Annotated in this window: 26 protein-coding genes; 11 read left to right on the forward strand and 15 right to left on the reverse strand. The window is 63.1% G+C overall.

Annotated elements, in window-relative coordinates:
• The first annotated feature begins 359 nt into the window (after positions 1–359).
• The 3 genes from DOM58_RS00705 (at position 360) to DOM58_RS00715 (ending at position 2566) form a co-directional block, all read left to right on the forward strand.
• Positions 360–1391 (forward strand): aminoglycoside phosphotransferase family protein, encoded by a 1032-nt coding sequence (locus tag DOM58_RS00705; RefSeq protein WP_110691393.1) that lies wholly within the window; start codon positions 360–362, stop codon positions 1389–1391.
• A complete protein-coding gene (gene murU / locus DOM58_RS00710; protein ID WP_110691394.1) occupies positions 1388–2068 on the forward strand; it encodes an N-acetylmuramate alpha-1-phosphate uridylyltransferase MurU in 681 nt (226 codons plus the stop codon). The genes DOM58_RS00705 and murU overlap by 4 nt, the downstream gene beginning before the upstream one ends.
• Before the next feature lie 78 nt (positions 2069–2146).
• Positions 2147–2566, forward strand: coding sequence for an OsmC family protein (locus tag DOM58_RS00715; RefSeq protein WP_075563604.1), 420 nt, complete (start codon positions 2147–2149; stop codon positions 2564–2566).
• A 143-nt stretch (positions 2567–2709) separates the two neighbouring features.
• On the opposite strand, the gene coq7 is transcribed toward DOM58_RS00715, so the two are convergent.
• The 4 genes from coq7 to purD all read right to left on the reverse strand — a co-directional run bounded on the left by coq7 (position 2710) and on the right by purD (position 6218).
• Positions 2710–3351, reverse strand: a complete 642-nt coding sequence (gene coq7, locus DOM58_RS00720) for a 2-polyprenyl-3-methyl-6-methoxy-1,4-benzoquinone monooxygenase (RefSeq protein WP_110691395.1) — start codon at positions 3349–3351, stop codon at positions 2710–2712.
• Between the two features lie 85 nt (positions 3352–3436).
• Positions 3437–3781 (reverse strand): histidine triad nucleotide-binding protein, encoded by a 345-nt coding sequence (locus DOM58_RS00725; protein ID WP_075563606.1) that lies wholly within the window; start codon positions 3779–3781, stop codon positions 3437–3439.
• A 47-nt stretch (positions 3782–3828) separates the two neighbouring features.
• Positions 3829–4701 carry a phosphoribulokinase gene (locus DOM58_RS00730; RefSeq protein ID WP_075563607.1) on the reverse strand — a complete coding sequence of 291 codons (873 nt, stop codon included), beginning with the start codon at positions 4699–4701 and terminating at the stop codon, positions 3829–3831.
• A gap of 221 nt (positions 4702–4922) precedes the next feature.
• Positions 4923–6218: a phosphoribosylamine--glycine ligase gene (purD, locus tag DOM58_RS00735; protein WP_110691396.1), complete on the reverse strand. Its 1296-nt coding sequence runs from the start codon at positions 6216–6218 to the stop codon at positions 4923–4925.
• A gap of 173 nt (positions 6219–6391) precedes the next feature.
• On the opposite strand from purD, the gene DOM58_RS00740 reads away from it, so the two are divergent.
• Positions 6392–7102: a 16S rRNA (uracil(1498)-N(3))-methyltransferase gene (locus DOM58_RS00740; protein WP_110691397.1), complete on the forward strand. Its 711-nt coding sequence runs from the start codon at positions 6392–6394 to the stop codon at positions 7100–7102.
• A 58-nt stretch (positions 7103–7160) separates the two neighbouring features.
• Here DOM58_RS00740 and DOM58_RS00745 read toward each other — a convergent pair whose 3' ends face one another.
• The 3 genes from DOM58_RS00745 to DOM58_RS00755 all read right to left on the reverse strand — a co-directional run bounded on the left by DOM58_RS00745 (position 7161) and on the right by DOM58_RS00755 (position 11614).
• Positions 7161–7670 carry a hypothetical protein gene (locus DOM58_RS00745; RefSeq protein WP_110691398.1) on the reverse strand — a complete coding sequence of 170 codons (510 nt, stop codon included), beginning with the start codon at positions 7668–7670 and terminating at the stop codon, positions 7161–7163.
• Positions 7667–9994, reverse strand: a complete 2328-nt coding sequence (gene flhF / locus DOM58_RS00750; RefSeq protein ID WP_157957469.1) for a flagellar biosynthesis GTPase FlhF — start codon at positions 9992–9994, stop codon at positions 7667–7669. The genes DOM58_RS00745 and flhF overlap by 4 nt, the downstream gene beginning before the upstream one ends.
• 219 nt (positions 9995–10213) lie before the next feature.
• The gene (locus tag DOM58_RS00755; RefSeq protein ID WP_245392095.1) at positions 10214–11614 is read right to left on the reverse strand and encodes a lytic murein transglycosylase; all 1401 of its coding nucleotides are present in this window, start codon (positions 11612–11614) and stop codon (positions 10214–10216) included.
• Positions 11615–12448: 834 nt separating this feature from the next.
• On the opposite strand from DOM58_RS00755, the gene DOM58_RS00760 reads away from it, so the two are divergent.
• The 6 genes from DOM58_RS00760 to DOM58_RS00785 are packed head-to-tail and all read left to right on the forward strand — an operon-like array spanning position 12449 to position 18278.
• Positions 12449–15253, forward strand: a complete 2805-nt coding sequence (locus DOM58_RS00760) for a monovalent cation/H+ antiporter subunit A (protein WP_110691400.1) — start codon at positions 12449–12451, stop codon at positions 15251–15253.
• On the forward strand, positions 15253–15600 hold the full coding sequence (locus tag DOM58_RS00765) for a Na+/H+ antiporter subunit C (protein WP_075563612.1): 348 nt from the start codon (positions 15253–15255) through the stop codon (positions 15598–15600). The genes DOM58_RS00760 and DOM58_RS00765 overlap by 1 nt, the downstream gene beginning before the upstream one ends.
• The gene (locus DOM58_RS00770) at positions 15597–17114 is read left to right on the forward strand and encodes a monovalent cation/H+ antiporter subunit D (RefSeq protein ID WP_110691401.1); all 1518 of its coding nucleotides are present in this window, start codon (positions 15597–15599) and stop codon (positions 17112–17114) included. Before DOM58_RS00765 ends, DOM58_RS00770 begins: the two co-directional genes overlap by 4 nt.
• The gene (locus DOM58_RS00775; protein WP_075563614.1) at positions 17111–17608 is read left to right on the forward strand and encodes a Na+/H+ antiporter subunit E; all 498 of its coding nucleotides are present in this window, start codon (positions 17111–17113) and stop codon (positions 17606–17608) included. Before DOM58_RS00770 ends, DOM58_RS00775 begins: the two co-directional genes overlap by 4 nt.
• A complete protein-coding gene (locus tag DOM58_RS00780; RefSeq protein WP_075563615.1) occupies positions 17605–17874 on the forward strand; it encodes a K+/H+ antiporter subunit F in 270 nt (89 codons plus the stop codon). The genes DOM58_RS00775 and DOM58_RS00780 overlap by 4 nt, the downstream gene beginning before the upstream one ends.
• An 11-nt stretch (positions 17875–17885) precedes the next feature.
• Positions 17886–18278 (forward strand): Na+/H+ antiporter subunit G, encoded by a 393-nt coding sequence (locus DOM58_RS00785; protein ID WP_075563616.1) that lies wholly within the window; start codon positions 17886–17888, stop codon positions 18276–18278.
• Positions 18279–18362: 84 nt separating this feature from the next.
• On the opposite strand, the gene hemH is transcribed toward DOM58_RS00785, so the two are convergent.
• On the reverse strand, positions 18363–19346 hold the full coding sequence (gene hemH, locus DOM58_RS00790; protein WP_110691402.1) for a ferrochelatase: 984 nt from the start codon (positions 19344–19346) through the stop codon (positions 18363–18365).
• Between the two features lie 112 nt (positions 19347–19458).
• Here hemH and DOM58_RS00795 point away from each other — a divergent pair, with 112 nt between their 5' ends.
• Positions 19459–21021, forward strand: a complete 1563-nt coding sequence (locus DOM58_RS00795; protein ID WP_110691403.1) for a cryptochrome/photolyase family protein — start codon at positions 19459–19461, stop codon at positions 21019–21021.
• A 227-nt stretch (positions 21022–21248) separates the two neighbouring features.
• Here DOM58_RS00795 and DOM58_RS00800 read toward each other — a convergent pair whose 3' ends face one another.
• The 7 genes from DOM58_RS00800 to rpsF form a co-directional block, all read right to left on the reverse strand.
• Positions 21249–21551 (reverse strand): DUF6482 family protein, encoded by a 303-nt coding sequence (locus DOM58_RS00800; protein WP_110691404.1) that lies wholly within the window; start codon positions 21549–21551, stop codon positions 21249–21251.
• A gap of 413 nt (positions 21552–21964) precedes the next feature.
• The gene (locus tag DOM58_RS00805) at positions 21965–22258 is read right to left on the reverse strand and encodes a hypothetical protein (RefSeq protein WP_075563621.1); all 294 of its coding nucleotides are present in this window, start codon (positions 22256–22258) and stop codon (positions 21965–21967) included.
• A gap of 218 nt (positions 22259–22476) precedes the next feature.
• A complete protein-coding gene (gene dnaB / locus DOM58_RS00810; RefSeq protein ID WP_110691405.1) occupies positions 22477–23862 on the reverse strand; it encodes a replicative DNA helicase in 1386 nt (461 codons plus the stop codon).
• Between the two features lie 168 nt (positions 23863–24030).
• A complete protein-coding gene (gene rplI, locus DOM58_RS00815) occupies positions 24031–24477 on the reverse strand; it encodes a 50S ribosomal protein L9 (protein ID WP_075563623.1) in 447 nt (148 codons plus the stop codon).
• A gap of 16 nt (positions 24478–24493) precedes the next feature.
• Positions 24494–25345 (reverse strand): hypothetical protein, encoded by an 852-nt coding sequence (locus DOM58_RS00820; protein ID WP_110691406.1) that lies wholly within the window; start codon positions 25343–25345, stop codon positions 24494–24496.
• A gap of 31 nt (positions 25346–25376) precedes the next feature.
• Positions 25377–25604 (reverse strand): 30S ribosomal protein S18, encoded by a 228-nt coding sequence (gene rpsR, locus DOM58_RS00825; RefSeq protein WP_035472385.1) that lies wholly within the window; start codon positions 25602–25604, stop codon positions 25377–25379.
• A 26-nt stretch (positions 25605–25630) separates the two neighbouring features.
• Positions 25631–26050 carry a 30S ribosomal protein S6 gene (rpsF, locus tag DOM58_RS00830; RefSeq protein WP_075563625.1) on the reverse strand — a complete coding sequence of 140 codons (420 nt, stop codon included), beginning with the start codon at positions 26048–26050 and terminating at the stop codon, positions 25631–25633.
• Between the last annotated feature and the right edge of the window lie 119 nt (positions 26051–26169).

Below are 26169 nucleotides of genomic sequence, written 5' to 3' on the forward strand. Positions count from 1 at the left end.
CGCTGCTACAGAAGCCGACGATATCTATCGATTCAGTGACGCCTATCGATTCAGCGATGCCCCCAGGGCTGGCGAGGCTCTACGATTTGGCGGCGCCGGACAAAAGCGGCACACTGACCGACGGTCGCGGAGCCACCATCACGGTCGCCCTGCGAGACTCATGATCGCTGCGCGAAGCACTGTCTCGTACCGTCGGGCGAGGCACGGTTCGCACGGCGCGCCCAGAATGGAACCCAGCATGCGGTGCCATTCCCGGCCCGTCAACTCGCTGCGGCATCGGGCGACGACGAGCCACCTCAACGACCGTCATCTCGATCGTCACACGACATTGAGCCACGCCCCAACGACCGGAAAACCGCATGACCTTGCGCCTCGATGCTCTTCGCCACTGGATCACTGCCCACCATCACCTTGCGCCAGAGGCATGTCGATTGGAAGCCGTCGCCGGTGACGCCAGTCTTCGCGGTTACTGTCGCGTCATTTTTTCCGACGCCAGCACCCGGATCGTCATGGATGCGCCACCGGCGCTGGAGGATAGCCAACCCTTCGTGACTATCGGCCGTGAATGGCACGCCGCGGGCCTGCCGGTACCGATGATCCATGCCGTCGATCTCGAACAGGGCTTCATCGAACTCGACGATCTCGGTAACGACAGCCTGCATCACCACTTCGATACCGACGCCGGCGCGCGGGCGGGCACGAGCCGTGCGCTTGTCGTACTCGACGAGATCGAGCAGCGCGCTCCAAGCGTTTCGCTGCCACGTTACGACCTCGATTTTCTTGAAGAAGAGATGGACCGCTTCCCCGAGTGGGGCCTGACACGCTGGCTGGGTATCGAAACGCCGTCGCAGTGGCCTGAGGTCAAGCGTCATCTGCTCGGCCATATCGCGACACTCCCCACTGTCGCCGTGCATCGCGATTTCGACGCCATGAATCTGATGATTCATCAGGACCGGCTGTGGATCATCGATTTCCAGGGCGCGCTGGCCGGCCCGCTCGGCTATGACCTGATATCGCTGCTGCGAGGCCGCTATCACCGCTGGTCGCGGCAAGAGATGGACCACTGGATCGAGGATTTTCGCCAGCGCTGCGTCGTCGCCGGGCGAATCGCACCGGATCTCGACGCTGAAAGCTTCCGGGCCGACGTCGAGGCGATCGGCGCCCAACGCCAGCTCAAGATCCTGGGCCAGTTCTGCCGCCTCTACCTGCGCGACGGCAAGCCGCGTTATCTCGAATGGCTGCCCCACTTCTACGCCCATCTCGACGAAGGGCTTGCTGCGCTACCGGCGCTCGGCGAGTTCCATCGCTGGCTGCGCGAGAGCTACCGTCCGGCGATGGAAGCCCGCCTGGCCGAGCACAGAACGACCAGCGGCGCCGGAGGGATATCATGAAAGCGATGATTCTCGCCGCCGGTCTCGGCACCCGCATGCGCCCGCTCACCGATCACTGCCCCAAGCCGCTGCTGCCGGTCGCCGGCAAGCCGCTGATCGTCCACCACCTCGAACGTCTGGCGGCAGCGGGGATTCACGACATCGTCATCAACGTCAGCTACCGGGCGCAGCAGATCATCGACGCCCTCGGCAATGGCGAACGCTTTGGCGTCTCTCTGACCTTCAGCATCGAGGAGACCCCGCTGGAAACGGCCGGCGGGCTCCGCCAGGCCCTACCCGAACTGGACGCGGCGCCCTTCGTGTTGGTCAACGGCGACGTATGGACGGATTTTCCGCTCGAACGACTCGCCCTGGCCGAGGGCGATCTGGCTTCGCTGGTGATGGTCGACACCGCCGATTTCCACCGCCGTGGCGATTTCCATCTCGACGATCGCGGGCGGCTGCACGCCGAGGGCGAACCGCGCCTGATCTACGCCGGTCTGGGCGTCATTCACCCCCAGCTGATCGCCGATCTTCCAGTCGGCACGGTTGCCAAGCTGGCGCCGCTACTGGTGGATGCGATGCAGGCGGGTCGCGTCGGCGGCTGGCATCATCTTGGCGACTGGGTCGACGTCGGCACCCCGGAACGGCTGGCCGAGCTGGAAGCAAGGCTCGTTTCGGACTCGGCGTCGAGCTGACGTCCGGCGAGGATGTTATCCTGCCGCCATCATCCACCGCGCGATTCGACAACGAATCCCCAGCAAGGAACTCTCATCATGAAAGCCACAGTCAAATGGACAGACGGCCGCCAGTTCGTCACCGAATCCGGTAGCGGTCATAGCGTCGTGATCGACGGCAACCCGGACAACGGCGGCCGCAACACCGGCCCGCGGCCGATGGAAATGGTGCTGATGGGTCTCGGCGGCTGCACCTCGTTCGACGTCATCCAGATCCTCGAGAAGGCTCGCGCCGAAGTCACCGACTGCGTCGCCACGCTGGAAGCCGAACGCTTCGACGGCACGCCCAGCGTCTTCACCAAGATACACGTCCACTTCGTCGTCACCGGCAAGGGGCTGAAAGACGCCGTCGTGAAGCGCGCCGTCGACCTCTCCGCCGAGAAATACTGCAGCGCTTCGCTGATGCTCGCCAAGGGCGGCGTCGAAATCACCCACGACTACGAAATCGTCGAGGCGTAAGCCGCGAACCGCCGAGAAAAGCCAACCGATCAGCAAGAAACACGCCAGCGANNTCGCTGGCGTGTTTCGTAGCTCGTAGCTCGTAGCTCGTAGCTCGTAGCTCGTAGCTCGTAGCTCGTAGCGCGTAGCTCGTAGCTCATCGCTCAGATCCGATAGACGCTCGTCGTCATGACCTTCGACACCAGCCGCATGCCCCACTTCAGCGGCAGCGGGAAGCGCTGGCCACCGGATTCCAGCGCCGAGAGTTCGTGCTGCGCTTCGTCGATACGCATCTGTTCCAGCACCGCACGCGAGCGCTTGTCGTCCATCGGCAATTTGCGCAGATGGGCTTCGAGGTGCCGCCCGACCTGCTCTTCGGTCGCCGCCACGAAGCCGAGACTGACCCGGTCGCCGATGGCGCCGGCCAATGCGCCCAGCCCGAAAGAAGCGGCGTAGAACGCCGGATTGAGATAGCTGGTGCGGCTATCGAGCTCCTGCAGGCGCTGATCGCACCAGGCCAGATGGTCGATCTCCTCCGCCGCGGCCTCTTCCATGCGCTCGCGGGTCTCGGTCAGCTTGGCCGTCAGCCCCTGGCCCTGGTAGAGCGCCTGGGCACAGACCTCGCCGGTATGATTGATACGCATCAACCCCGCGACCTGATGGCGCTGCTCATCGTTCAGGGCGCTCTCGGGCTGGACGTTGGCCGGCGATGGGCGACTCGGCTGAGCGGCCTTGGGCACCAGCGTACGCAGCACGGTATCGAACTGGTGAATCAGATTATCGGCGCGGGAAATCTGGCGAGTCATCGATGTCTCCTGGCAATCTAACGGCTGAACAAGGTCGACTATTGTCGACGAGCTGGCACAAGATGCGCCTCGAACGCGTCTTCCCTCAGCCCGGCGGCCATTGCATCGAACGGCCACCCAGCAGATGCATGTGGATATGATAGACCGACTGACCGCCCGCTTCGTTGCAGTTCATCACCACTCGATAACCGTCTTCGGCGAAGCCGAGCTGCTTGGCCAGCCTGGCCGCGGTGTATTGCAGCCGCCCGACCAGCGCCAGATCGCCTTCCTCGATGTCATTGAGCGTGGCGATCGGCTTCTTGGGAATGATCAGGATATGCGTGGGCGCCTGCGGATTGATGTCGTTGAACGCCAGCACGTGGTCGTCTTCATAGACGATATCCGCGGCTATTTCGCGATCGATGATCTTGCTGAAGAGTGTCGGCTCCATGAAAGCTCCTGAGTTCGAGATGATTTGCCGGCTGCGGCGGCTGGCGCTCAGCGAAAGCGACGCTGGGCCAGCAGTTGGCGCACCTGGGGCGCGAGGATCAGATCCATCGCCAATGACAGCCGTGCGCCCGGCACGACCAGCGTGTTGGGCCGGCTCATGAAGGCATCATGAATCATGGTGACCAGATAGGGAAAGTCCACCGCCGCGGGATCCCGGAAACGAATCACCACGAATGACTCGCCGTCATTGGGTACGTCCTGCAGTTCGAACGGGTTGGAGGTATCGACCGTCGGCACACGCTGGAAGTTGATGTGCGTGCGCGACAGCTGGGGCTGAATATAGCGCACGTAATCGTGCATGCGTCCGAGAATGGTATCGATGACCGCTTCCTGGGAGTAGCCGCGCAGCTTGGTATCGCGATCGATCTTCTGCAGCCATTCGAGGTTGATGGTCGGCGCCACGCCGATCAGCATGTCGACGTGCCGGGCGATGTCGACCTCGTGAGTGACCAGACCACCGTGAAGCCCTTCGTAGAGCATCAGATCCGTACCGCTGGGAATCGGCTGCCAGTCGGTGAAGGTGCCGACCTGCCAGCCCGCCTCGATCATGCGTTTGTCTTCGGCATGAATGTAGTGGCGATAGGTTCCCTTGCCGTTCTCGCCGTACTCCTGGAACAGCGCGTCGAGCTGATCGAGCAGGTTGGCGTTGACCGAAAAATGCGAAAGTTCGGCCTTGCGCTCCGGCTCGGTCTGCAGGATCTGGGCCAGCTCCGCCCGGGAATAACGGTGGAAGGCGTCGCCATCGATGAACGCGGCGTGCACATCCTCGCGGGCGAACATGCGCTCGAAGGTGCGCTTGACCGTGGTGGTGCCGGCCCCCGAGGAGCCGGTCACCGCGATGATCGGAAATTCACGCGACATGCCAGGCCTCCCCGACGACGAGATTCAACGAACTCCCGAGATCGCTCGAGAAGTCGATCCGTTGTCCGGCCATTCTTTGGCACGTCACTCGCTGCATCGCGGATTCCCTTGTCTCTAAACTGCCCGATTTTCTAACTGACTGTCTCTCAGTAACTGACTTTCTCTACATACCCGACTTGCAGGACGGCCGGCGCTCTTGTCACGCCGGTCGACAGGTTTTCTCAGGTTGACCGACGCTCTCGGGCGATGGCGCGATAGGCGATGTCGTGGCGGTACTCGGCGCCGGCCCAGCGGACTACCTCGACGCTGGCATAGGCCTGCGATGCCGCCGCGCCGACCGTCTCGCCGAGAGCGGTCACACATAGCACACGGCCCCCGCTGGTGACGACGCGACCATCGTCGCTGAGGCGAGTGCCGGCGTGGAACACCTTGCAACCGGCGGCATCCGCGGCATCGAGCCCGCCGATCTCGTCACCCTTGCGATAGTCACCGGGATAGCCTTCCGCCGCCAGCACCACGCCGACTGCGGCACGCGAATCCCACTCGCACTCGATCTGGTCGAGACGGCGCTCCAGCCCGGCCTGGCATAGCGCCACCAGATCGCTCTTCAACCGCATCAGGATCGGCTGAGTTTCCGGATCGCCGAAACGACAGTTGTACTCGATCACTCTGGGAGCGCCGTCGGCGTCGATCATCAACCCAGCGTAGAGAAAGCCGGTATAAGGATGACCTTCGGCTGCCATGCCGCGGACGGTGGGCAGGATCACCTCGTCCATGATGCGCTGATAGACGCTCTCGGTGACCACGGGGGCCGGCGAATAGGCGCCCATGCCGCCGGTGTTGGGGCCGGTATCGCCATCGCCGGCGCGCTTGTGATCCTGGCTGGTAGCCATCGGCAGCACGTGCTCGCCGTCGACCATGACGATGAAGCTCGCCTCCTCGCCGTCGAGAAACTCCTCGATGACGACCCTAGCCCCGGCGTCGCCGAAGGCGTTGTCCTCGAGCATGTCGCGAATCGCCGCTTCGGCTTCGGCTTCGCTCATCGCCACGACGACGCCCTTGCCCGCGGCCAGGCCGTCGGCCTTGATCACGATCGGCGCCCCCATCTTCCCGAGATAGGCCAGCGCCGGCGCGACGTCGCTGAAAGTCTGATAATCGGCGGACGGAATCGAATGGCGCGCCAGGAAATCCTTGGTGAAGGCCTTGGAACCTTCGAGCTGCGCGGCGCCTTCGCTCGGACCGAAGATCGAAAGCCCCGCGGCCTGGAACGCATCGACGACGCCGGCGACGAGCGGCGCTTCCGGCCCCACGATGGTCAACTCGATCGCGTTGTCGCGAACAAAGGCGATCAGCCCTTTGCTATCCATGACATCGATGGCAACGTTGGTCAGTCCGGGCTCGCGCGCGGTCCCGGCATTGCCCGGTGCCACGAAAACCGTCTCGACCTGCGGCGATTGTGCCGCTTTCCACGCCAGCGCATGTTCGCGCCCGCCCCCGCCAATGATCAAAACCTTCATCGCTAGCCTTCTTGTGCCAAGCCTTGGCTGGCTGTGTAAGAGTGTGTGTGGGTAAAAACAAGGGGCATTATGTCAGAAAGGTGCTGCGCTCGCCGCTGTGTTCAGGTAACGCCCGTTCGGGCAGAATGGCCGCCCGGCCCGATCCCTTTTCACGATGTCTCGAACGCCCGCCCATGAACCTGATTCTGCTGCAACCCGATGAATGGCTGGATGACACTCACGCCGTCATTCGCGACCCCCGCCGCCTGAGCCACCTGCGCGACGTCCACGGCGCCAGCCCCGGCGACGTACTGACCGTGGGCGCCCTCGATGGCCTGATGGGGCGCGGTGAGCTGCTCTCGCTGGAAGAGACGCAAGCCCGGTTCCGGGTCACGCTGGACCGCGAGCCGCCGGCGCCACTGCCGGTTCATCTGCTGCTGGCGCTGCCGCGACCACGAATGCTGGCACGGACGCTGGAGCACGTCGCGGCACTGGGGGTCAAACGCGTAACGCTAATGCATACGCGCCGCGTCGAGAAGAGCTACTGGCAGTCCCCCGAGCTGAAGCCGGACAAGATCCGCCAGCATCTGCTGCTGGGGCTGGAACAGGCCCGGGATACCCGGCTGCCGAAGATTACGCTAGAAACCCGCTTCAAACCGTTCGTGGAAGATCGATTGCCGGCCCTGCTCGAGGGTCAGCGCGGCCTGTTGGCACATCCCGGCCTGAGTCAGGAGTGCCCGCGCGGGATCAGCGATCCGACCCTGCTGGCCATCGGCCCGGAGGGCGGTTTCGTCGATTACGAAGTCGAGAAGTTTCTCGAACTGGGTTTCGAGGGCATTCATCTGGGAGAGCGCATTCTACGGGTGGAAACCGCGGTGACGGCGCTGTTGTCGCGATTGTTCTGAACGGAGAGTCGGACCGGCCCGGGCACCACATGCCGGTCGTTCGTGCTAGCCGCTCGAGCTAGTCGCTCGCTGCCGATACGCGACCCGACGCGATCAGACGACGCTGCCAGTCGGCCGGGTCGCGCAGCAGTTCGACGTTCAGAAAGCGTTTGAGAGTCGTGCCCAGATTGGCAAGCAGGCGCATTGTCGCGGGATCCAGAGCAGGTGCGCCCTCTTTATCGTCATCGTCGAGCCAGAGCAGCAGAGGCAGAGAGGTGGCGGAAGCCGCTGGCGCGGTGATGGGTGTCAGTGCGCGCTTCACCCGGCGGTAGAGATCGGCCACGTCGAGCCCAGCCTCGCCAACCTCAGCCACATTAAACCCAGCCGTATCGACCCATAGCATCCAGGCCGTCACGCTCGTTTGCCGAACCTGATCGTTGCGCAGGGCTTGCCAGCGATGGCCTTCGACGCGGGGAAGTTGCGCTAGCGCTCGCCCTAGCGCGTCCTCTCCCGGATCGCCGATCACGCCCAGCACCAGGGAATCGGGGCGCTCCGCCCAGGCACGCAGCCCCGCGGCCTGATCCCTCACGCCGCAACCGTTCGACCGGAAGCGGTTACGACGCCCGCCTGCGTCAGCGCGTCATGGGCGCTCAGCGTATCCATTAGCGCTTCCAGCAGCGCCTTGGGGCGGCGCCCGCAGCGGCGTTGCGCGATGCCCGATAGACGCGCGCGAACATCCATCGCCCAGGTTGCGTCTTCCGCGCCCAATCGCAGGGCCAGCGCGGCCAGCATCGAGGCCAGATGCCAGCGCTGCTCCCGATCCTTCATCAGGCCGCGTTCCTGCATCAGCTGATCGGCCTGCCGGGTCAGTCCAGGCAAGGCTTCGACGAGCACGGCCTGAGGCATCCGCGATGCCATATCCAGCCCCGCATGACTGCTGCTCAACCAATAGCGACGTGCCAGTCGGCGGCCATCATCGGCATCCCGGATCTCGCCGCACCACGCCAGCACCGGCAACCCGTGGGGATCCTGCCGGCGCTGACTGATGCTCGTCTCCAGTCGCGTCAGATGAAGACTGGCGGCGCGCCCCTGATGGCGAACGGGCTGCGGTTCGACGACCTCACCCAGCGCCATCGTCTGGGACAGCGCCTGAGACAACGTCAGCCATTCGCCGGCGTGACGAATCCGCCGTGCGCCGGTCACCGCGGCCAGCCAGCCGCCACCGGCGGCGTCGAGGCGTTCGAGATCGGCGACGGCCGGCAGCTGCATCAACAGATGCCAACCGGCTCCGAGCCCGCCGGCCCAGCGCTGCTGCTCGGCATGGCCCGCGGGCAGCCGATGGCGCGGCCAGCTCAGCGGCTGGGGCATGCCCTGATGATTCAGCGAGACCAGCGGCATCGCCCGATCGGCACCGCTGACGCTGGAAGTCTTCGACCAGTAGAGCGCATGCGGCGCGTCCTCTGCCGTGAGCAGACCTTGCTGGGTGGCGTCGGCCATCAGTTGAGCAAACTTGTCAGGGCCGTCATCGGGACGTTTGGCCCGTTGCCAGACCTGCTCCAGCAGCGTCATGCCCAGATTGTGCTGTCTCAGGGTCTCGAGGGTGGCCGCCAGGGCGTCGCTCTGGCGCAGCACGCCTCGCGACAATGCCTGCTGACGTGCCTGCTGCGGGGCTAGCTCGCGCCCCGCCGGGGTACTTGAAAAAGGGGATTCCCCCGCGAGCGACAGCGCTTCGTCGAGCAGGGATTCGGCATCCGCGCGCTCGAGATCTTCCGGCACCCGTTGCCCACGCGAGACATAGCAGAGCTTGAGCCGGTGGCGCATGACCACGTCCAGCACGCTCCCCAACCGCGCTGCTTCATCGAGCTTGGTCAGAATACAGCCCCACAACGGCTCCCCCGCCTCCGTCGACGCCTGCTGCCAGGCCTCGATGACCTGCGCCAGGGTATCGCCATGACTGGCCGCGTTGAGCACCAGCACCCGCCGGACCGTTGCCGGACCGCTGCCCAGCCGCGCGATCTCGCCCATTAGACGCTGATCGCGCTGGCTCATGCCGACGGTATCGATCACCGTCAGCTTTTTCCCCGAACTGCGCGACAGCAAGGCCCGGCGCGGCTGAGTCAGACGCGTCAGCAGATCGCCGAGATCACCGTCCGCCTCCAGCGCATGGACTTCCGTGCCCAGCAGCCGCGCGTAGATACGCAGCTGTTCGGCGGCGCCGATCCGGTAGCTGTCGGTCGTCACCAGCGCGACATCCTTGGGGCCGTGACGCATCACGTAGCGCGACGCCAGTTTGGCCGTCGTGGTGGTCTTGCCGACGCCGGTAGGGCCGACCAGCGCAAACACGCCGCCGGCGTCGAACACGGCGTCCTCGTCCTCCAGCAACGACAGTCGCGAGCGTAGCTGACGCACCAGCCAAGCCTTCACAGCGGGGGAATCCGGGGCTTCGTCGCGCAACTCCTCCGGCGGATCCTGCAACACGTCATCGGCCAGCGTGGCGCTGAACCCGGCCTGAATCAGCTGCTGGCGCAAGCCGGCAACCAGCGTCGACACACCGGATGTCGAGGCGGATGGCGTGGCAACAGCGCTCTCGCGCAGCATGGTGCGGACATCATCGAGCAGCTGCCGGTTGAGCGCCTGCAGGGTTTCTACGGTCGCGTCACCGAGGGGTTCGGCGGCCGGTGTCGCGACGGCGGCCTCCGTCGTCGAAGGATCGAACTCGGAAAGCGCCTGCTCATGCTCCTGTTCGGGCATGGCAATGATCTCGACCCCTCCTTCGACGGAGCGGTTGGAAAGAATCAACACCTGATCCCCCAGCGCCGATCTCACTTGGCGCATGGCTTCGCGGCTGTTGCTGGCAATGAAACGCTGGACGCCCATGGCTTCCTCGGTAGCTCGAGGCAGCCACTCGGTCATCGCGGGCTGCTCTGGAAAATCGCGCCCACAGTCTGCCAGCCGAGAAGCCTCGGGGAAGGATCGGAATGGCATTGAAATCGGCGCCAATTCGCCGCGTGAACGATCCCTACGAGATTGGGATCGATAACGGCACTAACGGCGTGTGGAACAATGAAGTCTGCGAGGAGGATGGCTAGACGAGACCGGCGCCAAGGTTCGGCGCCGGTTCGACGGTCGCGATCAGCTGTCGGTGAGTTGCTGGATCAGCGACTGAGTGGGATAACCGTCGGGGATGACGCCGACACTGCGCTGATAGTCACGCAATCCCGCGCGGGTATTGGGTCCGACCAGGCCATCCGGCGTGCCGACCTCGAAGCCGTGATCGTTGAGACCCTGCTGCATGCGGCGGATGCGATCCCGCGATAGTGCCGGCTCGTCACGCGGCCAGTCGCTCTGGATACCCGGGCGCCCGGCCAGCCGATCCGACAGTGTCGCCACCGCCAGCGCATAGCTGGTCGAGGCGTTGTAACGCATGATCACGCGGAAGTTGTGACCCACCAGAAAGGCCGGTCCCTTGGCGCCGGCGGGCGCAATGACCGAGGCCTGATCGAAGTCCGGCAACGATTGGCCGTCCAGGCGCTTCACACCCTGCGCCTGCCAGTCCTGGGCCGCATGGCGCACCGATAGCTCGGTCTGCGAGTAATCGAAATCATCCGGCAGTGTGACCTCGACGCCCCAGGGCTGGCCGCGCTGCCAGCCGGAAGCATCCAGATAGTTGGCGGTCGAGCCCATCACGTCGGGAATGCTGCCCCAGATGTCGCGCCGACCGTCGCCATCTTCATCCACCGCATAGGCCAGGAAGCTGCTGGGGATGAACTGGGTATGGCCCATCGCCCCGGCCCAGGAACCCCGCATGCGATCGCGATCGATATCGCCATTCTGCAGAATCTTGAGCGCCGCCATCAGTTCGCTCCGCGCGAACGACTGACGGCGACCGTCGAAACCCAGCGTGGAGAGCGCGTCGATGGTCTCGAAGTCGCCGAAGTTGCTGCCGTAATTGCTCTCGATGCCCCAGATGGCGACGATCACTTCGCCAGGAACGCCATATTGCTGCGTCACCTCGTCCGCCGTGGCGCGATTTTCCGCGAGCCGTTCACGCCCGTTGGCGACGCGAGTCGACGATACGGCCGTGTCGAGATAACTCCAGATCTGACGGGTGAACTCCGGTTGGGAGCGATCGAGCTCGAGAATACGCGGCTGGTAGCGGGCCTGATCGAAGGCTTCGGCAAGCGTTGCCTGGTCGATGCCCTCGGCAGCGGCGCGCTGGCGGAAATCGTCGACCCAGGCATCGAACTTGGAGGCATCCTGAGCGACCTCCGGGTCCGAATCCCGTTTTGCCTCATCGTCTGCCGCCGTCGCCGAGGACGCCTGCGAGTTCGATGGCTCGGACCGCGGCGATGCCGGCTGGGGTGAAGTCGCTCCAGACGGGTTCGTTCCCGAGGGGTTCGCGCTGGAAGTCGCACCCGCGTCCGAGGCGCTCGGCGCCGTGTGGGTATCGGCAACGCTCTGACAGCCCAGGAGGGCGAGACAGAGGCACAGCGAGAGTGTGGCTGGGGCCTTGACCGGCAATGAACGCTTCACGAGAGCACATCCTTAATGCTGAGTTCTTGATGCAGAGTTGTTCCGAAATCACGCTGGACGCGGTGGAGCTCACCATCGCGCCGCATCCGCAGTGTAGCGCATCCCATCACCGGGGGAATTCGAGGATGGCGAGGAAGCGACGATAGAGGGCCACCGGCCCGCCCCGCTTTCAGCCACCGGCAGCGAGCGCCACGACCCGGTCGCCGGTGTCGCACCCTATGGCTAGGTGTATATCGGCATGGTACAGTCGGTGCGACACCCTCGTTCGAATCTCGTAAATCACTAGGTTTTTCAGTGATTTCGCTGCGCGCGAACGATGATCGAGCGTTTTCTACCCATCGCGCGTTTCGTGCAAAGAGGAGAGACACCATGCCGGGCCACATGCCTAGCCAGCGATCGCTGACATGCGCGACCTGCCGCATCGGTGCCCACGCTCCGTCGTCCCTTACCGGTACGATCCAGGACCAGACGCCCGCCTGGATGCTGGCCCCTCGCGGCGCTCGCCGCCCCTATCTGACCGATCCGCCTCGGCGTCTCTGAGCTGGCACGGAAGCTCGGGCGGGCCAATAGCGTCGCTGCCCTCTCCGTTCGTCAGCCGCATCGTTGGGTAGATGAATGCTCGCGCGGAACAAGCTCACCAGGCCCCCGCGTCAACTCCTGATCCCGACGACACGATGCCATTCTCGTGCGACTGGCGACATCGCTTACACTGAACCAGGAAGCGATTGCAGACCCGGAGCGACAAACGCGAGAACGAAGCTCGACCCCTTGGCTCGCGGCCCTGTGCCGGGCCGAACTCGAGCCTCCCTGATCCCAGAATAGAGCGACAACTTCATGTCACTGCCGCTAATCGTTCTGCTGCCCCTGCTGGGCAGCCTGATACCGATGCTGAGCAACAACCAGCATCGAACGATCAATGCCTGGTCCACCGCACTGCTGCCGGCCATTGCGCTGGGCATCGTCATCGCCCATGCGCCGGGCGTGATCTCCGGCGAGGTCTACCACTTCAGCGTGAACTGGGTGCCTCAACTGGGGCTCGATCTGGCGTTCCGGATCGATGGGCTCTCGCTGCTGTTCCTGCTGCTGATTCTGGGCATCGGGTTGCTGATCATTCTGTATGCCCGCTACTACCTGTCGCCGGACGACAGCATGCCGCGCTTCTACGCCTATCTGATGCTGTTCATGACCTCGATGATCGGCATCGTCATGGCCGACAACCTGCTGCTGCTGTGGGTGTTCTGGGAGCTGACCAGCCTGTCGTCCTTCCTGTTGATCGGCTACTGGTCTCAGCAGAGCGAGGCCAGACGCGGCGCTCGGATGGCGCTTGTCGTTACCGGCATGGGCGGGCTGGCGATGCTGGCCGGGTTCCTGCTGATCGGCCATATCGTCGGCACCTACGACATGCAGACCGTGCTCGACAGCCGCGACCTGATCCAGGCCGATCCGCGCTATCTACCGGCACTGCTGCTGGTGCTGCTGGGCGCCTTTACCAAGTCGGCGCAGTTCCCGTTCCACTTCTGGCTGCCGCATGCGATGGCAGCGCCGACACCGGTGTCGGCATTTCTGCACTCCGCGACCATGGTCAAGGCCGGGGTGTTCCTGCTCGCGCGCATGCACCCGGCGCTGGCCGGCTCCCAGCTATGGCTCTATATCGTCACTCTCACCGGGCTGGTGACGATGATCTACGCGGCCTATTTCGCCCTGCTCAAATACGACCTCAAGGGCGTGCTGGCGTTCTCTACCGTCAGCCATCTCGGCATGATCACCATGCTGTTCGGCCTGGACAGCAAGCTGGCAGTCGCCGCGGGCCTGTTCCACATCATCAACCACGCGCTGTTCAAGGCGTCGCTATTCATGTCGGCCGGCATCATCGATCACGAAACCGGTACGCGCGACATCCGCAAGCTCAGCGGCCTGCGCCACAGCATGCCGATGACCGCGCTGCTGGCCGGATTGGCCGCGTCATCCATGGCCGGGGTGCCCCTGCTCAACGGTTTCATCTCGAAAGAGATGATGCTGACCGAAGCGCTGGGGACCGGCATTCTCGGCGGCCTGGCCTGGCTGATCCCGGTGCTGGCGACGATCGGCAGCGTGCTGTCGGTGGCCTATTCGCTGCGCTATGTGCGCAACATCTTCTTTGGTCCCGAAGCCAAGGATCTGCCCCAGACGCCCCACGAAGCGCCGTTCATGATGCGGCTACCGATGCTGGTGCTGGTCGGACTCTGCGTGATCATCGGTCTGATGCCGGCACTGATGGTCACGGGGCTGCTCGATGCCGCCGCCCAGGCCACGATCCTGTCACCGCGCCCGGAGCTCCACCTGGCGATATGGCACGGATTCAATCTGCCGCTGTTGATGAGCGCCGTCGCGCTGGCCGGCGGTGCCGGGCTCTATGCGGTTCGTCGCAATCTGTTCAACTTTCAGCGCCAGTTTCCGCAGCGCAACGCCCTAATGGCCTTCGAGCAGAACATTCTGCGGCTCCTGCACGGGACGCAGACGGCGATCGACCGTCTCGAGAACGGCTCGCTTCAGCGCTACATGCTGTGGTTGATCATCGCCGTGCTGTTCCTGACCGGCGGCGGCCTGCTGGATCTCGAGCAGCTACAGGGCCCGCGCCAGCTGCAGGCCCTCGACGGCCTGCTGATCGTCGGCGCCGCAATTACCATCCTGGCCGGGCTGGGCACGGCGATCCTGCATCGGCGACGGCTGGTATCGTTGATGATGCTGTCGGTCGTCGGTCTGATGGTCTCGCTGGCTTTCGCGCGTTTCTCGGCCCCCGATCTTGCCCTGACCCAGCTGGCGGTCGAGGTGGTAACGGTGATCCTGCTGATGCTGGCGCTGTTCTTCCTGCCGCAGCGCACGCCCAAGGAGTCCAGCGGACCGCGAGTGGTCAGGGATGTGCTGGTGGCGGCGGGATTCGGCGGCGTGGTCGCGAGTCTCAACTACGCCCTGCTGACCCGGCCGCTGGATACCATCTCCGGCTTCTTCCTCGACAACAGCGTCAGCGGCGGCGGCGGTCACAACGTGGTCAACGTCATCCTGGTCGATTTCCGCGGTTTCGATACCCTGGGCGAGATCACGGTGCTGTGCATCGCGGCCATCGGCATCTACAAGCTGCTCAATCGCCTGCGCCTGTTCATGCCGTCGAGCGACAGCGAGGGCCGTCCGTGGTCGAAGGATCTCCATCCGATGCTGCTGGGGACGGTATCCCAGACGCTGCTGCCGCTGGCGCTGCTGGTTTCAGTCTATATCTTCCTGCGCGGCCACAACGAGCCCGGTGGCGGCTTCATCGCCGGGCTGGTGACTGCGGTGGCGCTGATCCTGCTCTACATCGCCCGTGGCGTGGATTGGTCCCAGCAGCGACTGTCGTTCAACTATCAACCGATCGCGGTGACCGGGGTCGCCATCTCCGCGTTGACCGGGCTCGGCAGCTGGGTCTTCGGTCACAACTTTCTGACCTCCGCCTTCGGCCATTTCTCGATTCCCTACATTGGTGAGGTCGAGCTGGCGACGGCCATGCTGTTCGACCTCGGGGTCTATCTGACCGTCGTCGGCGCCACCCTGATGATCCTGGCCAACCTGGGCAAGTTGACGACACGCCATCGTCCCAGCAAAGAAAATGACAAGGAGACCGTCTGATGGAAGCGCTCTATGCCACCGTGACCGGTTTCCTCGCCGCCAGCGGCCTCTACCTGGCGCTCCGCGGACGCACCTTCCCCGTCGTCGTGGGCCTGACCCTGCTCTCCTATGCGGTCAACCTGTTCCTGTTTTCCACCGGCGGCCTGACCACCAACGGCGCCGCGGTGATCCAGGAGGGCGTCAGCTACTACGCAGATCCGCTGCCCCAGGCTCTGGTGCTGACGGCGATCGTGATCGGCTTCGCCATGACGGCTTTTTCGGTGATTCTGGCGATGCGTGTGCGAGGCGATCTGGGCAGCGATCAGGTCAATGACCAGCGCGAAGAGTCGAAGGAGGACAAGTCATGATGCATCACTTGATCATCCTGCCGATCCTTCTGCCACTGCTGAGCGGCCTGCTGATGCTGGTCAAGCGCGACTCGGTGGTGCTGCCGCGCCGCGCGATCGCCCTGGTCAGCACCGCGACGCTGCTGGCGATCAGCGCCGTGCTGGTAGTCCAGAGCGACAGCGGCGAGATCACCTACTATGCGTTGGGTGACTGGCAGCCGCCGTTCGGCATCATCCTGGTGCTCGACCGGCTCTCCGCGCTGATGGTGTGCCTGACCAGTTTCCTGGCGCTGGGCAGCGTGGCCTACGCCTGCGCCGGCGATGACCGCAAGGGCAGCAACTTTCACGGCCTGTTCCAGCTCCAGCTGATGGGTATCAACGGCGCCTTTCTGACCGGCGATATCTTCAACCTGTTCGTGTTCTTCGAGGTGCTGCTGATCGCCTCCTACTCGCTGCTGATGCACGGCGGTGGCAAGGACCGGACCCAGGCCGGCTTCCACTACGTGGCGTTGAACCTGGCTGGGTCGGCGATGTTTTTGATCGCTCTCGGTGTGCTTTACGGCACCACCGGCACCCTCAACATGGTGGACATGTCGCAGAAGGTGGCAACGCTCGATCCCAGCCGGCTGGGCTTGCTGAAGGCGGGGGCGTTCCTGTTGCTGGTGGTGTTCGGGCTCAAGGCGGCGATCCTGCCGCTCTATTTCTGGCTGCCGCGCGCCTACAGCAGCGCGCCGGCACCGGTGGCGGCACTGTTCGCAATCATGACCAAGGTGGGTGTCTACGCCATTCTGCGGATCTACACGCTGATCTTCGGGGATAGCGCGGGGGAACTGGCCAATTTCGTCCAGCCCTGGCTGTGGTGGTTCGCGCTGGCGACCCTGGCGCTGGGTGGCGTGGGCGTGCTGTCGGCGCGCGATCTACGCAGCCAGGTGGCCTATCTGATCATCATCTCGGTGGGCACGCTGCTGGTCGGCGTCAGCATGAGTCGTGAGGCACCTTTCGCCGCCCTGCTTTACTACATGATCCATACGACCCTGGCCACCGGCGGGCTGTTTCTGCTCGCGGATGCGATCAGCGAACAGCGTGGCAAGGCCGGGGCGCGTATCGTGTCCGGGCGCGGTGTCACTCAGCCGGCGCTGCTGGGTCTGTTCTACTTCGTCGGCGCAATGACCGTCGTTGGTCTGCCACCGCTGTCGGGTGCGATCGGCAAGGTGCTGCTGCTCGACTCGGCCCTACCCAGCGAACAGCCCTGGCTGTGGTCGCTGCTGCTGCTCTCGAGTCTCGCCGGGCTCATTGCCATGTCGCGCAGCGGTTCGGCGGTTTTCTGGAAGGCGACGCGCGGCGATGAGGAAGGACCGCGCCTGAAGGTAGCCATGCTGGCCGGCCTGATCCTGCTGATCGGTGCCTCGCCGGTGATGTCGATTCTGGCCGGCCCGATCACGCGATTCACCGATGCCAGTGCCACGCAGCTGCTCGATCACAGCGCCTACGTCGAGGCGATCCTGTCCCACAACGTCGCTGGAGGTGATTCATGATTCCTCCCACTCGCTGGCTGCCGATGCCGGTTCTGTCCCTGCTGCTGCTGGTGGTGTGGCTACTGCTGCAGCACAGTATTTCACTCGGCCAGTGGCTTCTCGGCGGCTTTCTGGCGATCCTGATTCCGGTGCTGTGTCGTCCGTTCTGGGAGCGCCAGCCGACCATCAAGCGACCGCTGAAGCTGGTCGGCTACTTTTTCCGTGTCCTGGGCGACATCGTGACCGCCAACCTGCAGGTCTCGAAGTTGATTCTCGATCCTCGTGGCCGGATGCGCCCGGCCTTCGTCGAGTATCCGCTGACGCTGAAGGAGAATTTTCCGATCACCATTCTCGCCAGCACCATCACCATGACACCCGGCACCGTTTCGGCCCACCTGCGGCTGGATGGCAGGACTCTGCTGATTCACGCGCTGGATGTGGGCGATATCGACGCCCTGATCAACGACATTCACCAGCGCTACGAGCGCCCGTTGCTGGAGATCTTCGAATCATGATCGATACGGCTCTGTGGATCGCACTGGCGCTGTTCTGCGCCGCCATCGTGCTCAATTTCTATCGTGCCGTGGTCGGGCCGAGCCTGCCGGATCGCATTCTGGCGGTGGACACCATGTACATGAACTCGATCGCGCTGATCGTGCTGTTCGGTATCTGGGTCAACAACAAGGACTACTTCGAGGCGGCACTGCTGATCGCGATGCTGGGCTTCGTCAGTACCATTGCCGTCTGCAAGTATCTGCTCCGCGGCGATATTATCGAATAGGAGGCGAGAAGATGCTGGATACGATGATTGAAGGCGCGATCGCCTTCATGCTGATCGCCGGGGGCGCGTTTGCCTTCATTGGCTCGTTGGGCCTGACCCACCTGAAGGACTTCTACATGCGCCTTCACGGCCCTTCGAAGACCACCACGCTGGGAGTCGGCTGCACGCTGATCGGCGCACTGATCTTCTTCAGCCGCGAGGATGGGCCGGTGATCCAGGAACTGCTGATCACCATCTTCGCGTTCATCACCGCGCCGGTTTCGGCGCATATGCTGGCCAAGAGCGCGCTGCACCATAAGCTCAAGCCGGATCCCCGCACCCGCGGCAATCCGGTCGAGCTGGAGAGTGAAAAGCCCCGGCACACGATCGAGGAATCCCCTCAGGGCGACTCTCCCCTGCCTTAGCCTTGGCCTTGGCCTTGGCCTTGGCCTGAAAAGCCTTCGTCCGGGGAGTGCCTGGAAAAACGTGCGTCGCCCGCCACCGCGGCTTTACCAGCCTGCGGTGTGCTGTTCGACCAGATTGGCCAACAGGGTGATGTGCTCGGGGCGTTCGTTGAGTGCAGGGATATAGCGGTAGCGCCCGCCTCCGGCGTGCTGGAAGTATTCGCGGTTCTCGGCGTCGATCTCTTCCAGCGTCTCCAGGCAGTCCGCCGCAAAGGCGGGGCTGATGATGTCGACGCACTCGGTCTTGTCCGCGCCCCACGCCTTCAAGGTCTCGTCGGTATAAGGCTTGAGCCACTCTTCCCGCCCGAATCGCGACTGATAGCTCTGGAACCACTCTCCCTCGCCAAGCCCCAGCTCTTCGGCCAGCAGTCGGCTAGTCGTCTGGCAGTGCCGAGCGTAGGGATCGCCGTTATCGACGTAGCGCTTGGGGATGCCGTGGTAGGACATCAGCAACCGCCCGCGGTCGCCGTTGGCCTCCCAGTGCTGACGAACGCTAGCCGCCAGCGCCGCGATGTAGTCAGGATGGTCGTGATAATCGCGCACAAAACGCAGTTCCGGCAGATGTGGGCAGGGATCCAGCGCCTTGGCCAGGCGCTGGAATACCGCGCCGGTGGTGGTACGCGAGAACTGCGGATAAAGCGGTAATACCAGAATGCGGTCGACCCCGGCGTCGCGCAGCCGGAGCCCGGCCTCTTCCATGCTCGGCTTGCCGTAGGTCATCGCCAGCTCCACCGGGATTTCCTCACCTTCAGAGCTTGCCAGACGCGCCTGCAGCGCGCGCTGCTGGCGCCGGCCGATCGCCAGCAACGGCGACCCCTCCTCCTGCCATACCGAGGCGTAGGCCTTGGCGACCTTGGGCGGGCGAATACGCAGAATCACGCCATGAAGAATGGGCCACCACAGCCAGCGCGGCGCGTCGATGACCCGTGGGTCGCCGAGAAACTCGCCCAGATACTGCCTCACCGCCTTGGGGGTGGGCGCCTCGGGCGTACCCAGATTGACCAGCATGACTCCGTAACGGGCCGTCATTTATACCACTCCTGTCCCTGCCATCTTGGGGCGAAATTCTATCACTATCGGTTTGCACGGACCCGATCATCTTATACGATCAAATCCATGTGTATAAGTTATGGATAACTTCATGTCGAAACCGCTGATCCTGATTCTGGGCGATCAGTTGAGCGAGGCACTGGACGTCCTCGCCAGCGCCCCGCCCAATGCCGTGGTCGCACTCTGCGAGGTCAAGGCAGAGGGAGACTACGTCCCCCACCACCCCCAGAAGATCGTGCTGATATTGTCGGCGATGCGCCACTTCGCCGATACCCTGCGCGACAAAGGGTATCAGGTCCACTACAGCGCGCTCGACGACGATGACAATCGTCAGGACCTGCTGGAAGAAGCCGAACGACTCGCCGACGCCTACGGCTGTGACGAGATCCGGGTGACGCATCCCGGCGAATGGCGGCTGCTCGAACGCATTCAGCGTAGAGGGACGCGTTGGCGACTGTTCGAGGATTCACGCTTCTACTGCTCGATCGCTGATTTCGGCGAGTGGCTCGAGGGCCGCAAGCGCTTCCGGATGGAAGATTTCTACCGCCAGATGCGCCAACGTACCGGCCTGCTGATGGAAGATGGCGAACCCGCCGGCGGGCAGTGGAACTTCGACCATGACAATCGCCGGCCACTCGATAGCGACCTTGTCTTTCCCACTCCGCCAAGACACCGCCAGGACGAGATCACGCGGGACGTCACGACGCTGGTGGAAGCGCATTTTGGCGATCATTTCGGCACGCTGGAGGGGTTCAACTGGGCGGTGACTCGACGTCAGGCGCTGACGGACCTGCGCCACTTCATCGCGCAGGCGCTGCCCGACTTCGGCACCTACCAGGATGCCATCAGTGATAGCGAACCGCTGCTGTTTCATTCGCGACTGTCGGCATCGATGAACATCGGCCTGCTCTCGCCGCGGGAGGTGTGCGAGGCGGCGCAGACGGCCTGGCAGCAGGGTCGCGCGCCGATCAACGCAGTGGAAGGCTTCGTGCGCCAGATTCTGGGCTGGCGCGAATACGTGCGCGGTATCTACTGGCAACGAATGCCGGACTACAAGAGGGAGAATCGGCTCGACGCTCGGCGCGGCCTGCCCGACTTCTACTGGACCGCGGAGACCGATCTGCGCTGCGTGCGCCGTGCGCTGGAGATGACCCGCGACAACGCCCATGCCCATCACATTCAGCGGCTGATGGTCACCGGCAACTTCGCGCTGCTTTGCGGTGTCGCACCGGCGGCGCTTTGCGACTGGTATCTGGCGGTCTATGTCGACGCTTTCGAATGGGTAGAACTGCCCAATACGCTGGGCATGACACTCTACGCCGACGGCGGCTACCTCGGCTCCAAACCCTACTGCGCCTCGGGAAAATATATCGATCGCATGTCGGATCACTGCCGTCACTGCCGCTACGACGTCAAGCAGGTCACCGGCGAACACGCCTGCCCCTTCAACAGTCTCTATTGGCATTTTCTGGATCGCCATCGCGAGCAGCTGCGCGGCAATCATCGCATGAAACTCATCTACGGCAGCTGGGATCGCATGCAGGAGGACAAGCGGACGGCGATACTCGATCAGGCCGGAAAATTCATCGACTCGCTCACCTTCGAGGCCGCGTACGGCAAAGGCGATCACGCCAATGGCTACCGACGTCGCTGAGAAGCGAGAGCAGCAAGATCGGGACGACTAGCGAAGAAAGGATCGGATCGAGACGGGATGACAACCTGAACGAGACACGGCAAGAGAACTGCGCGAGAACGGCGTGAGAGCTGAATCGACAAAGCAAACTTCCCTCCAAAGCAGGGCAAGTCAATTCTGAGCTTGCCGGAGGGACACGGGGTGGATGAATAAAGAATGGCGGCGGTTGCGACGTTCGAACTGCGGGATCAGAAGACCAGCGGCATCCGGGATAATAGCGGGTCATGATAGCGCGCTTCGTGCCCGACGATCTCGTCGTTTGCGACCTGCTGAACCAGATAGGCGCGACGAATACCGGCCTGCTTCAGCTCGCCGTAGACATCCTCTAGCGAACGAAACAGCATCGGCTTGCCGCGCCGGGTCAAGATTTGCGTGGCCCCATCTGCCGGTTCCAGCATGACCTGATAGTAGCGACTGCCGGCATGGGCAATGACACGAATCTCGAAATTTTCGTGCTGTCGCTGATAGTGCGCGAACTCCGTGAGTTCCATGATTGACTCCTACAGGTGGATCGTTAGTGAATGAAAACTTCTTGATTCGGGACTCTCAGGGATCAAGCCCCAAGTTTAAAAGACTCAGACTCAAGAGCCTTAGATGTAAGACTTTCAGCGCTAGTGATCGTTCCAGCGACGTCGTGACGAGACATGAAGCGACAGGCGCTACGTCGCAGCGATCCAGGAGGGTCGATACGGTAGACGTGGAAGCCGGGGCGGGTATGGGTTGCCAATTCCTTGCCAGGATTCGCTCGAGGATCGGCACGAGGCGGAAACAACCAAGCATTATGTCGGAGATCACATTCATGCCCGACATTGAACGGTAGTGTTGTGACAGGAAAATGACAGGCGCCGCCATCGACGCCTTCACGAACGGTGATTACGAGCTCGGAGGGGTATTCAGCGAGGCGCTACTGATAATCGGCGGGGTCGATGGCCTTGCCCAGCGAGTTGCGATCGACCCATTTCCCCGCCTTGGCTTCCTTGTAGCGAAACACGACCCGGTCGCCGACGCTAACCGGTATCTCGGAGTCTTCGGTCTGGTAGCTATAGAGCTCGCCGTCGACGGTCAGCCAATGGCGATAGAGATCCGGCATCCCCAACCACTCCTTGAACGGCCCTTCCCGCTCATGCTTCTCCAGTTGGCCGCGTACTTCGATCTTGGGTGTACGTTGACGACGCCCCCGCTGAAAACCGCCTGCCATGTTTGACTCCTTGATGTCTTTCCCACGTCGGCAATGCCGACGCGCTTCAGTTTGTATCGAGCTAACTGTATCGAGCTAACCGTATCGAACTAAACGTCTCGGCCTATTCGCATGCAGGCCTATTCGCATGCAGGCCTATTCGCATGCAGGCCTATTCGCATGCAGGCCTGTTCGCAGTGCTGGCCTATTCGTAGCGCTGACCTGTTCGTAGTGCTGACCTATTCATAGTGCTGCCCATAGCTATCCGGGGCGAGATCCTCGAACCGCGTGTACTTGCCGATGAACGCCATGTGGACAGTACCAATGGGGCCGTTACGCTGCTTGCCGATGATCAGCTCCGCCAACCCCTTGTTGTCCGGGTTGTCGGCATTGTAGACCTCGTCCCGATAGACGAAGGCGATGACATCGGCGTCCTGCTCGATGGCGCCCGACTCACGCAGATCCGACATCACCGGGCGCTTGTTGGGGCGCTGCTCCAGCGAGCGGTTGAGCTGCGACAGCGCCACCACCGGGCAGCCGAATTCCTTGGCAAGCCCCTTGAGCGAGCGCGAGATTTCGGAGATTTCCGCGGTACGATTCTCGGAGAGCCCGGGCACCTGCATCAGCTGCAGATAGTCGATCATCACTAGGCCAATGTTGCCGTGCTCGCGAGCAATGCGCCGCGCGCGCGTGCGCAATTCATTGGGTGACAGTGCCGGCGTGTCGTCGATGAACAGCTGGCGATCCTTGAGCAGGTTGACCGCCGAGGTCAGCCTCGGCCAGTCCTCGTCCTCGAGCTGGCCGGTTCGCACCCTGGTCTGATCGATCCGTCCCAGCGATGACAGCACACGCAGCATCAGTGATTCGGCAGGCATCTCCATCGAGAACACGACCACCGGCTTGTCGTTGGAGACCACCGCATGCTCGACCAGATTCATGGCGAAGGTGGTCTTGCCCATCGATGGGCGCCCGGCGATGATCACCAGATCCGAGGGCTGCAGCCCCGACGTCATATCGTCGAGATCGCGAAAGCCGGTCGAGATCCCGGTCATCTGGCCCTTCATGTTGAACAGCTCGTCGATCCGGTCCACCGCCTTGGTCAGCAGATCGCTCATGCCGATCGGCCCGCCAAACTTGGGTCGCGATTCGCTGATCTGGAACACCAGCCGCTCGGCCTCGTTGACCAGCTCGTCCGGGAGCCGTCCTTCCGGCGAGTAGGCGCTATCGGCAATCTGACGCGAGGCCTGGATCAGCTTGCGCAGCGTCGCACGCTCACGGACGATATCGGCGTAGGCTCGAATGTTGCTTGCCGAAGGGGTGTTGCGCGCCAGTTCCGCCAGGTAGGCGAGCCCGCCCACGCTTTCGAGTTGGTCGCGACGCTCGAGGGCTTCCGACAGGGTCACCACATCGAGCGGATGGGAGCTTTCGGCCAGCTCGGCCATCGCGTTGAACGTCAGCCGGTGCTCATGGCGATAGAAATCGTCCGCGACCAGACGCTCCGATACGGTGTCCCAGCTGCTGTTGTCGAGCATCAACCCGCCGAGTACCGACTGCTCCGCCTCCAGCGAGTGTGGCGGCATCTTCAGCTGCGCGGTTTCCCGATCGTTGTCGACGCGTTGGTTCATGCTTGGCATTCATCCTGTGTCGTGCGCTGGACACGCAAGAATTCTCAGGCGCTCATTCTACCCAGTCGAGCGCGAGCACCGCCACGTCGACGGTCATGAAAAAGGCACGCAGGGCGTGAACCCTGCGTGCCTTGGTCAGACGTCGCGATCAATGATCGTGGTCGAGACTTACTCGGCCACCACCACCACACGGACGCTGGAAGTGACTTCGGCGTGCAACTGCAGCGCGATGTCATATTCGCCAGTCTGACGAAGCGGGCCTTCCGGCATGCGCACTTCGCTCTTGGCGACTTCGATGCCGGCCTGAGCCATGGCTTCGGCCAGATCGCGCGGGCCGATGGAACCGAACAGCTTGCCTTCTTCACCCGCCTTGGCCACCAGAGACAGTTCGATCTCGGCGAGCTGAGCGGCGCGCGTTTCGGCCTGGGCCTTGCGCTCGGCAGCCTGAGCTTCGAGCTCGGCGCGCTGCGTTTCGAACGCTTCGACGTTGTCTTTGGTCGCCGGTACGGCCATGCCGTAAGGAACCAGGTAATTACGACCGTAACCGGGCTTGACGGTGACCTTGTCACCCAGATCGCCCAGCTTGCCGATGTTATCGAGCAGAATGACTTCCATTCTCGTGAACCTCTCGTCAATCACTGCGTGTCAGTCGACCGCGAAAATCCGCGAAGGTATCTACCAACGCCAACAGCAGTACAATCAAAATCGTGGGCCAGGTGGTCAACAGCAAGGCGTAGAAGCCTACCAGCCAGAACCCGCTCATTCCCTTCAAACCAATAAACCCATGAACCAGCGCGACACCGGCAACCAGCAACGGTATCCAGGCCAACAGACTGGCGGCAGGAACGGCAAATACGACACCCACCGCCATCAGTCCGAGCAGCAGCAGAAGTTGTCGCCGCGAGAGCTTCAACGAATGAAACTCCTCGCGAAATCCGCCGGGGTTATAAAGCCCCGCCTGCCAGCTCCTGGCGAGTGCCAGACAGGCAATTCCCGCCAACAGCACTACCAGCCCGGTCGCACCGCCGATCACCAGTGTCGCCATTCTCTCGGTGTCGATGCCCTGTGCCGCCAGCTGATCCAGCATGCTGGCCACTTCCGACGAGCTTTGCCGCAGCTCGCTGAGAAGTGGACCGGTACCGCCGGTCGGTACGAAGATGCTCAGTTGCACCATCGCCATGCAGACGACGCTGCCGACGATCAGCGCTTCCGACCAGCGCATGCGTGCCCGCAGGACGGTCGCCATCAACGTCACCAGCAGGATACTGGACAACGGTACCGCATCGCCCTGAATCCACCACCAACCGGCAGGGATCGCCGCAGCGATCAGTACCGGCGCTGCCGGGGTCATGCCTCGGCGCAGCGTGACCAGACCCGCCACGGCGGCGCTGAACCAGAACAACCAGGGCACCAGCGCTGTCAGTGCGGCCGCCACCAACGCTTGCGGCGTACCGCGCATGATCCAACGGGCCAATGCCAGCATGACACCTCGTCAAGGTTTACCGGGTCAGGATTTACTGGTGGCTGTCGGAGTACGGCAGCAATGCCAGGTAGCGCGCCCGCTTGATCGCGGTGGACAGCTGACGCTGGTAGCGCGCCTGAGTACCCGTGATGCGGCTGGGAACGATCTTGCCGGTCTCGGTGACGTAGGCTTTCAGCGTATCGATGTCTTTGTAGTCGATGTACTTCACGCCTTCGGCGGTGAAGCGGCAGAACTTACGGCGACGGAAAAAACGTGCCATGAGAATCTCTCCTTAGCGAAATCGAATCAGTGGGTTTCTTCAGCAGCTTCGGAACGCTCGGGGCGCTCAGAACGCTCACGATCGCCACGCTCGGAGGGCTTGTCGTCACGACGACGGCTCTTTTCTTCAGCCGGCTTCATCATCGGCGAGGCTTCAGTCACGACCTCTTTGCAACGCACGATCATGCTGCGGATGATGGCGTCGTTGAAACGGAAGATGTTCTCGATTTCGTCGAGAGTCTCACCGCTGCATTCGACGTTCATCAGCACATAATGTGCCTTGTGAATCTTGTTGATCGGGTACGCCAGGTGACGACGACCCCAATCTTCGAGACGATGCACGGTGCCGCCGTTCTCGGTCACGAGGCCGGTGTAGCGCTCGACCATGGCCGGGACCTGCTCGCTCTGGTCCGGGTGGACCATGAACACGATTTCATAATGACGCATGTTAGCTCCTTTCGGTTTGGCAGCTTCCACGCGGGCCCTCGTTTGAAGGGGTACCACGAGAAGCAAGGAGTCGATATCGGGTCGCGGCGCAAAACCACGTTGCCATCCAGATATTCAGA

Origin of the sequence: Salinicola halophyticus, from assembly GCF_003206695.1 — a bacterium.
In the GTDB taxonomy this organism is placed as follows: domain Bacteria; phylum Pseudomonadota; class Gammaproteobacteria; order Pseudomonadales; family Halomonadaceae; genus Salinicola; species Salinicola halophyticus.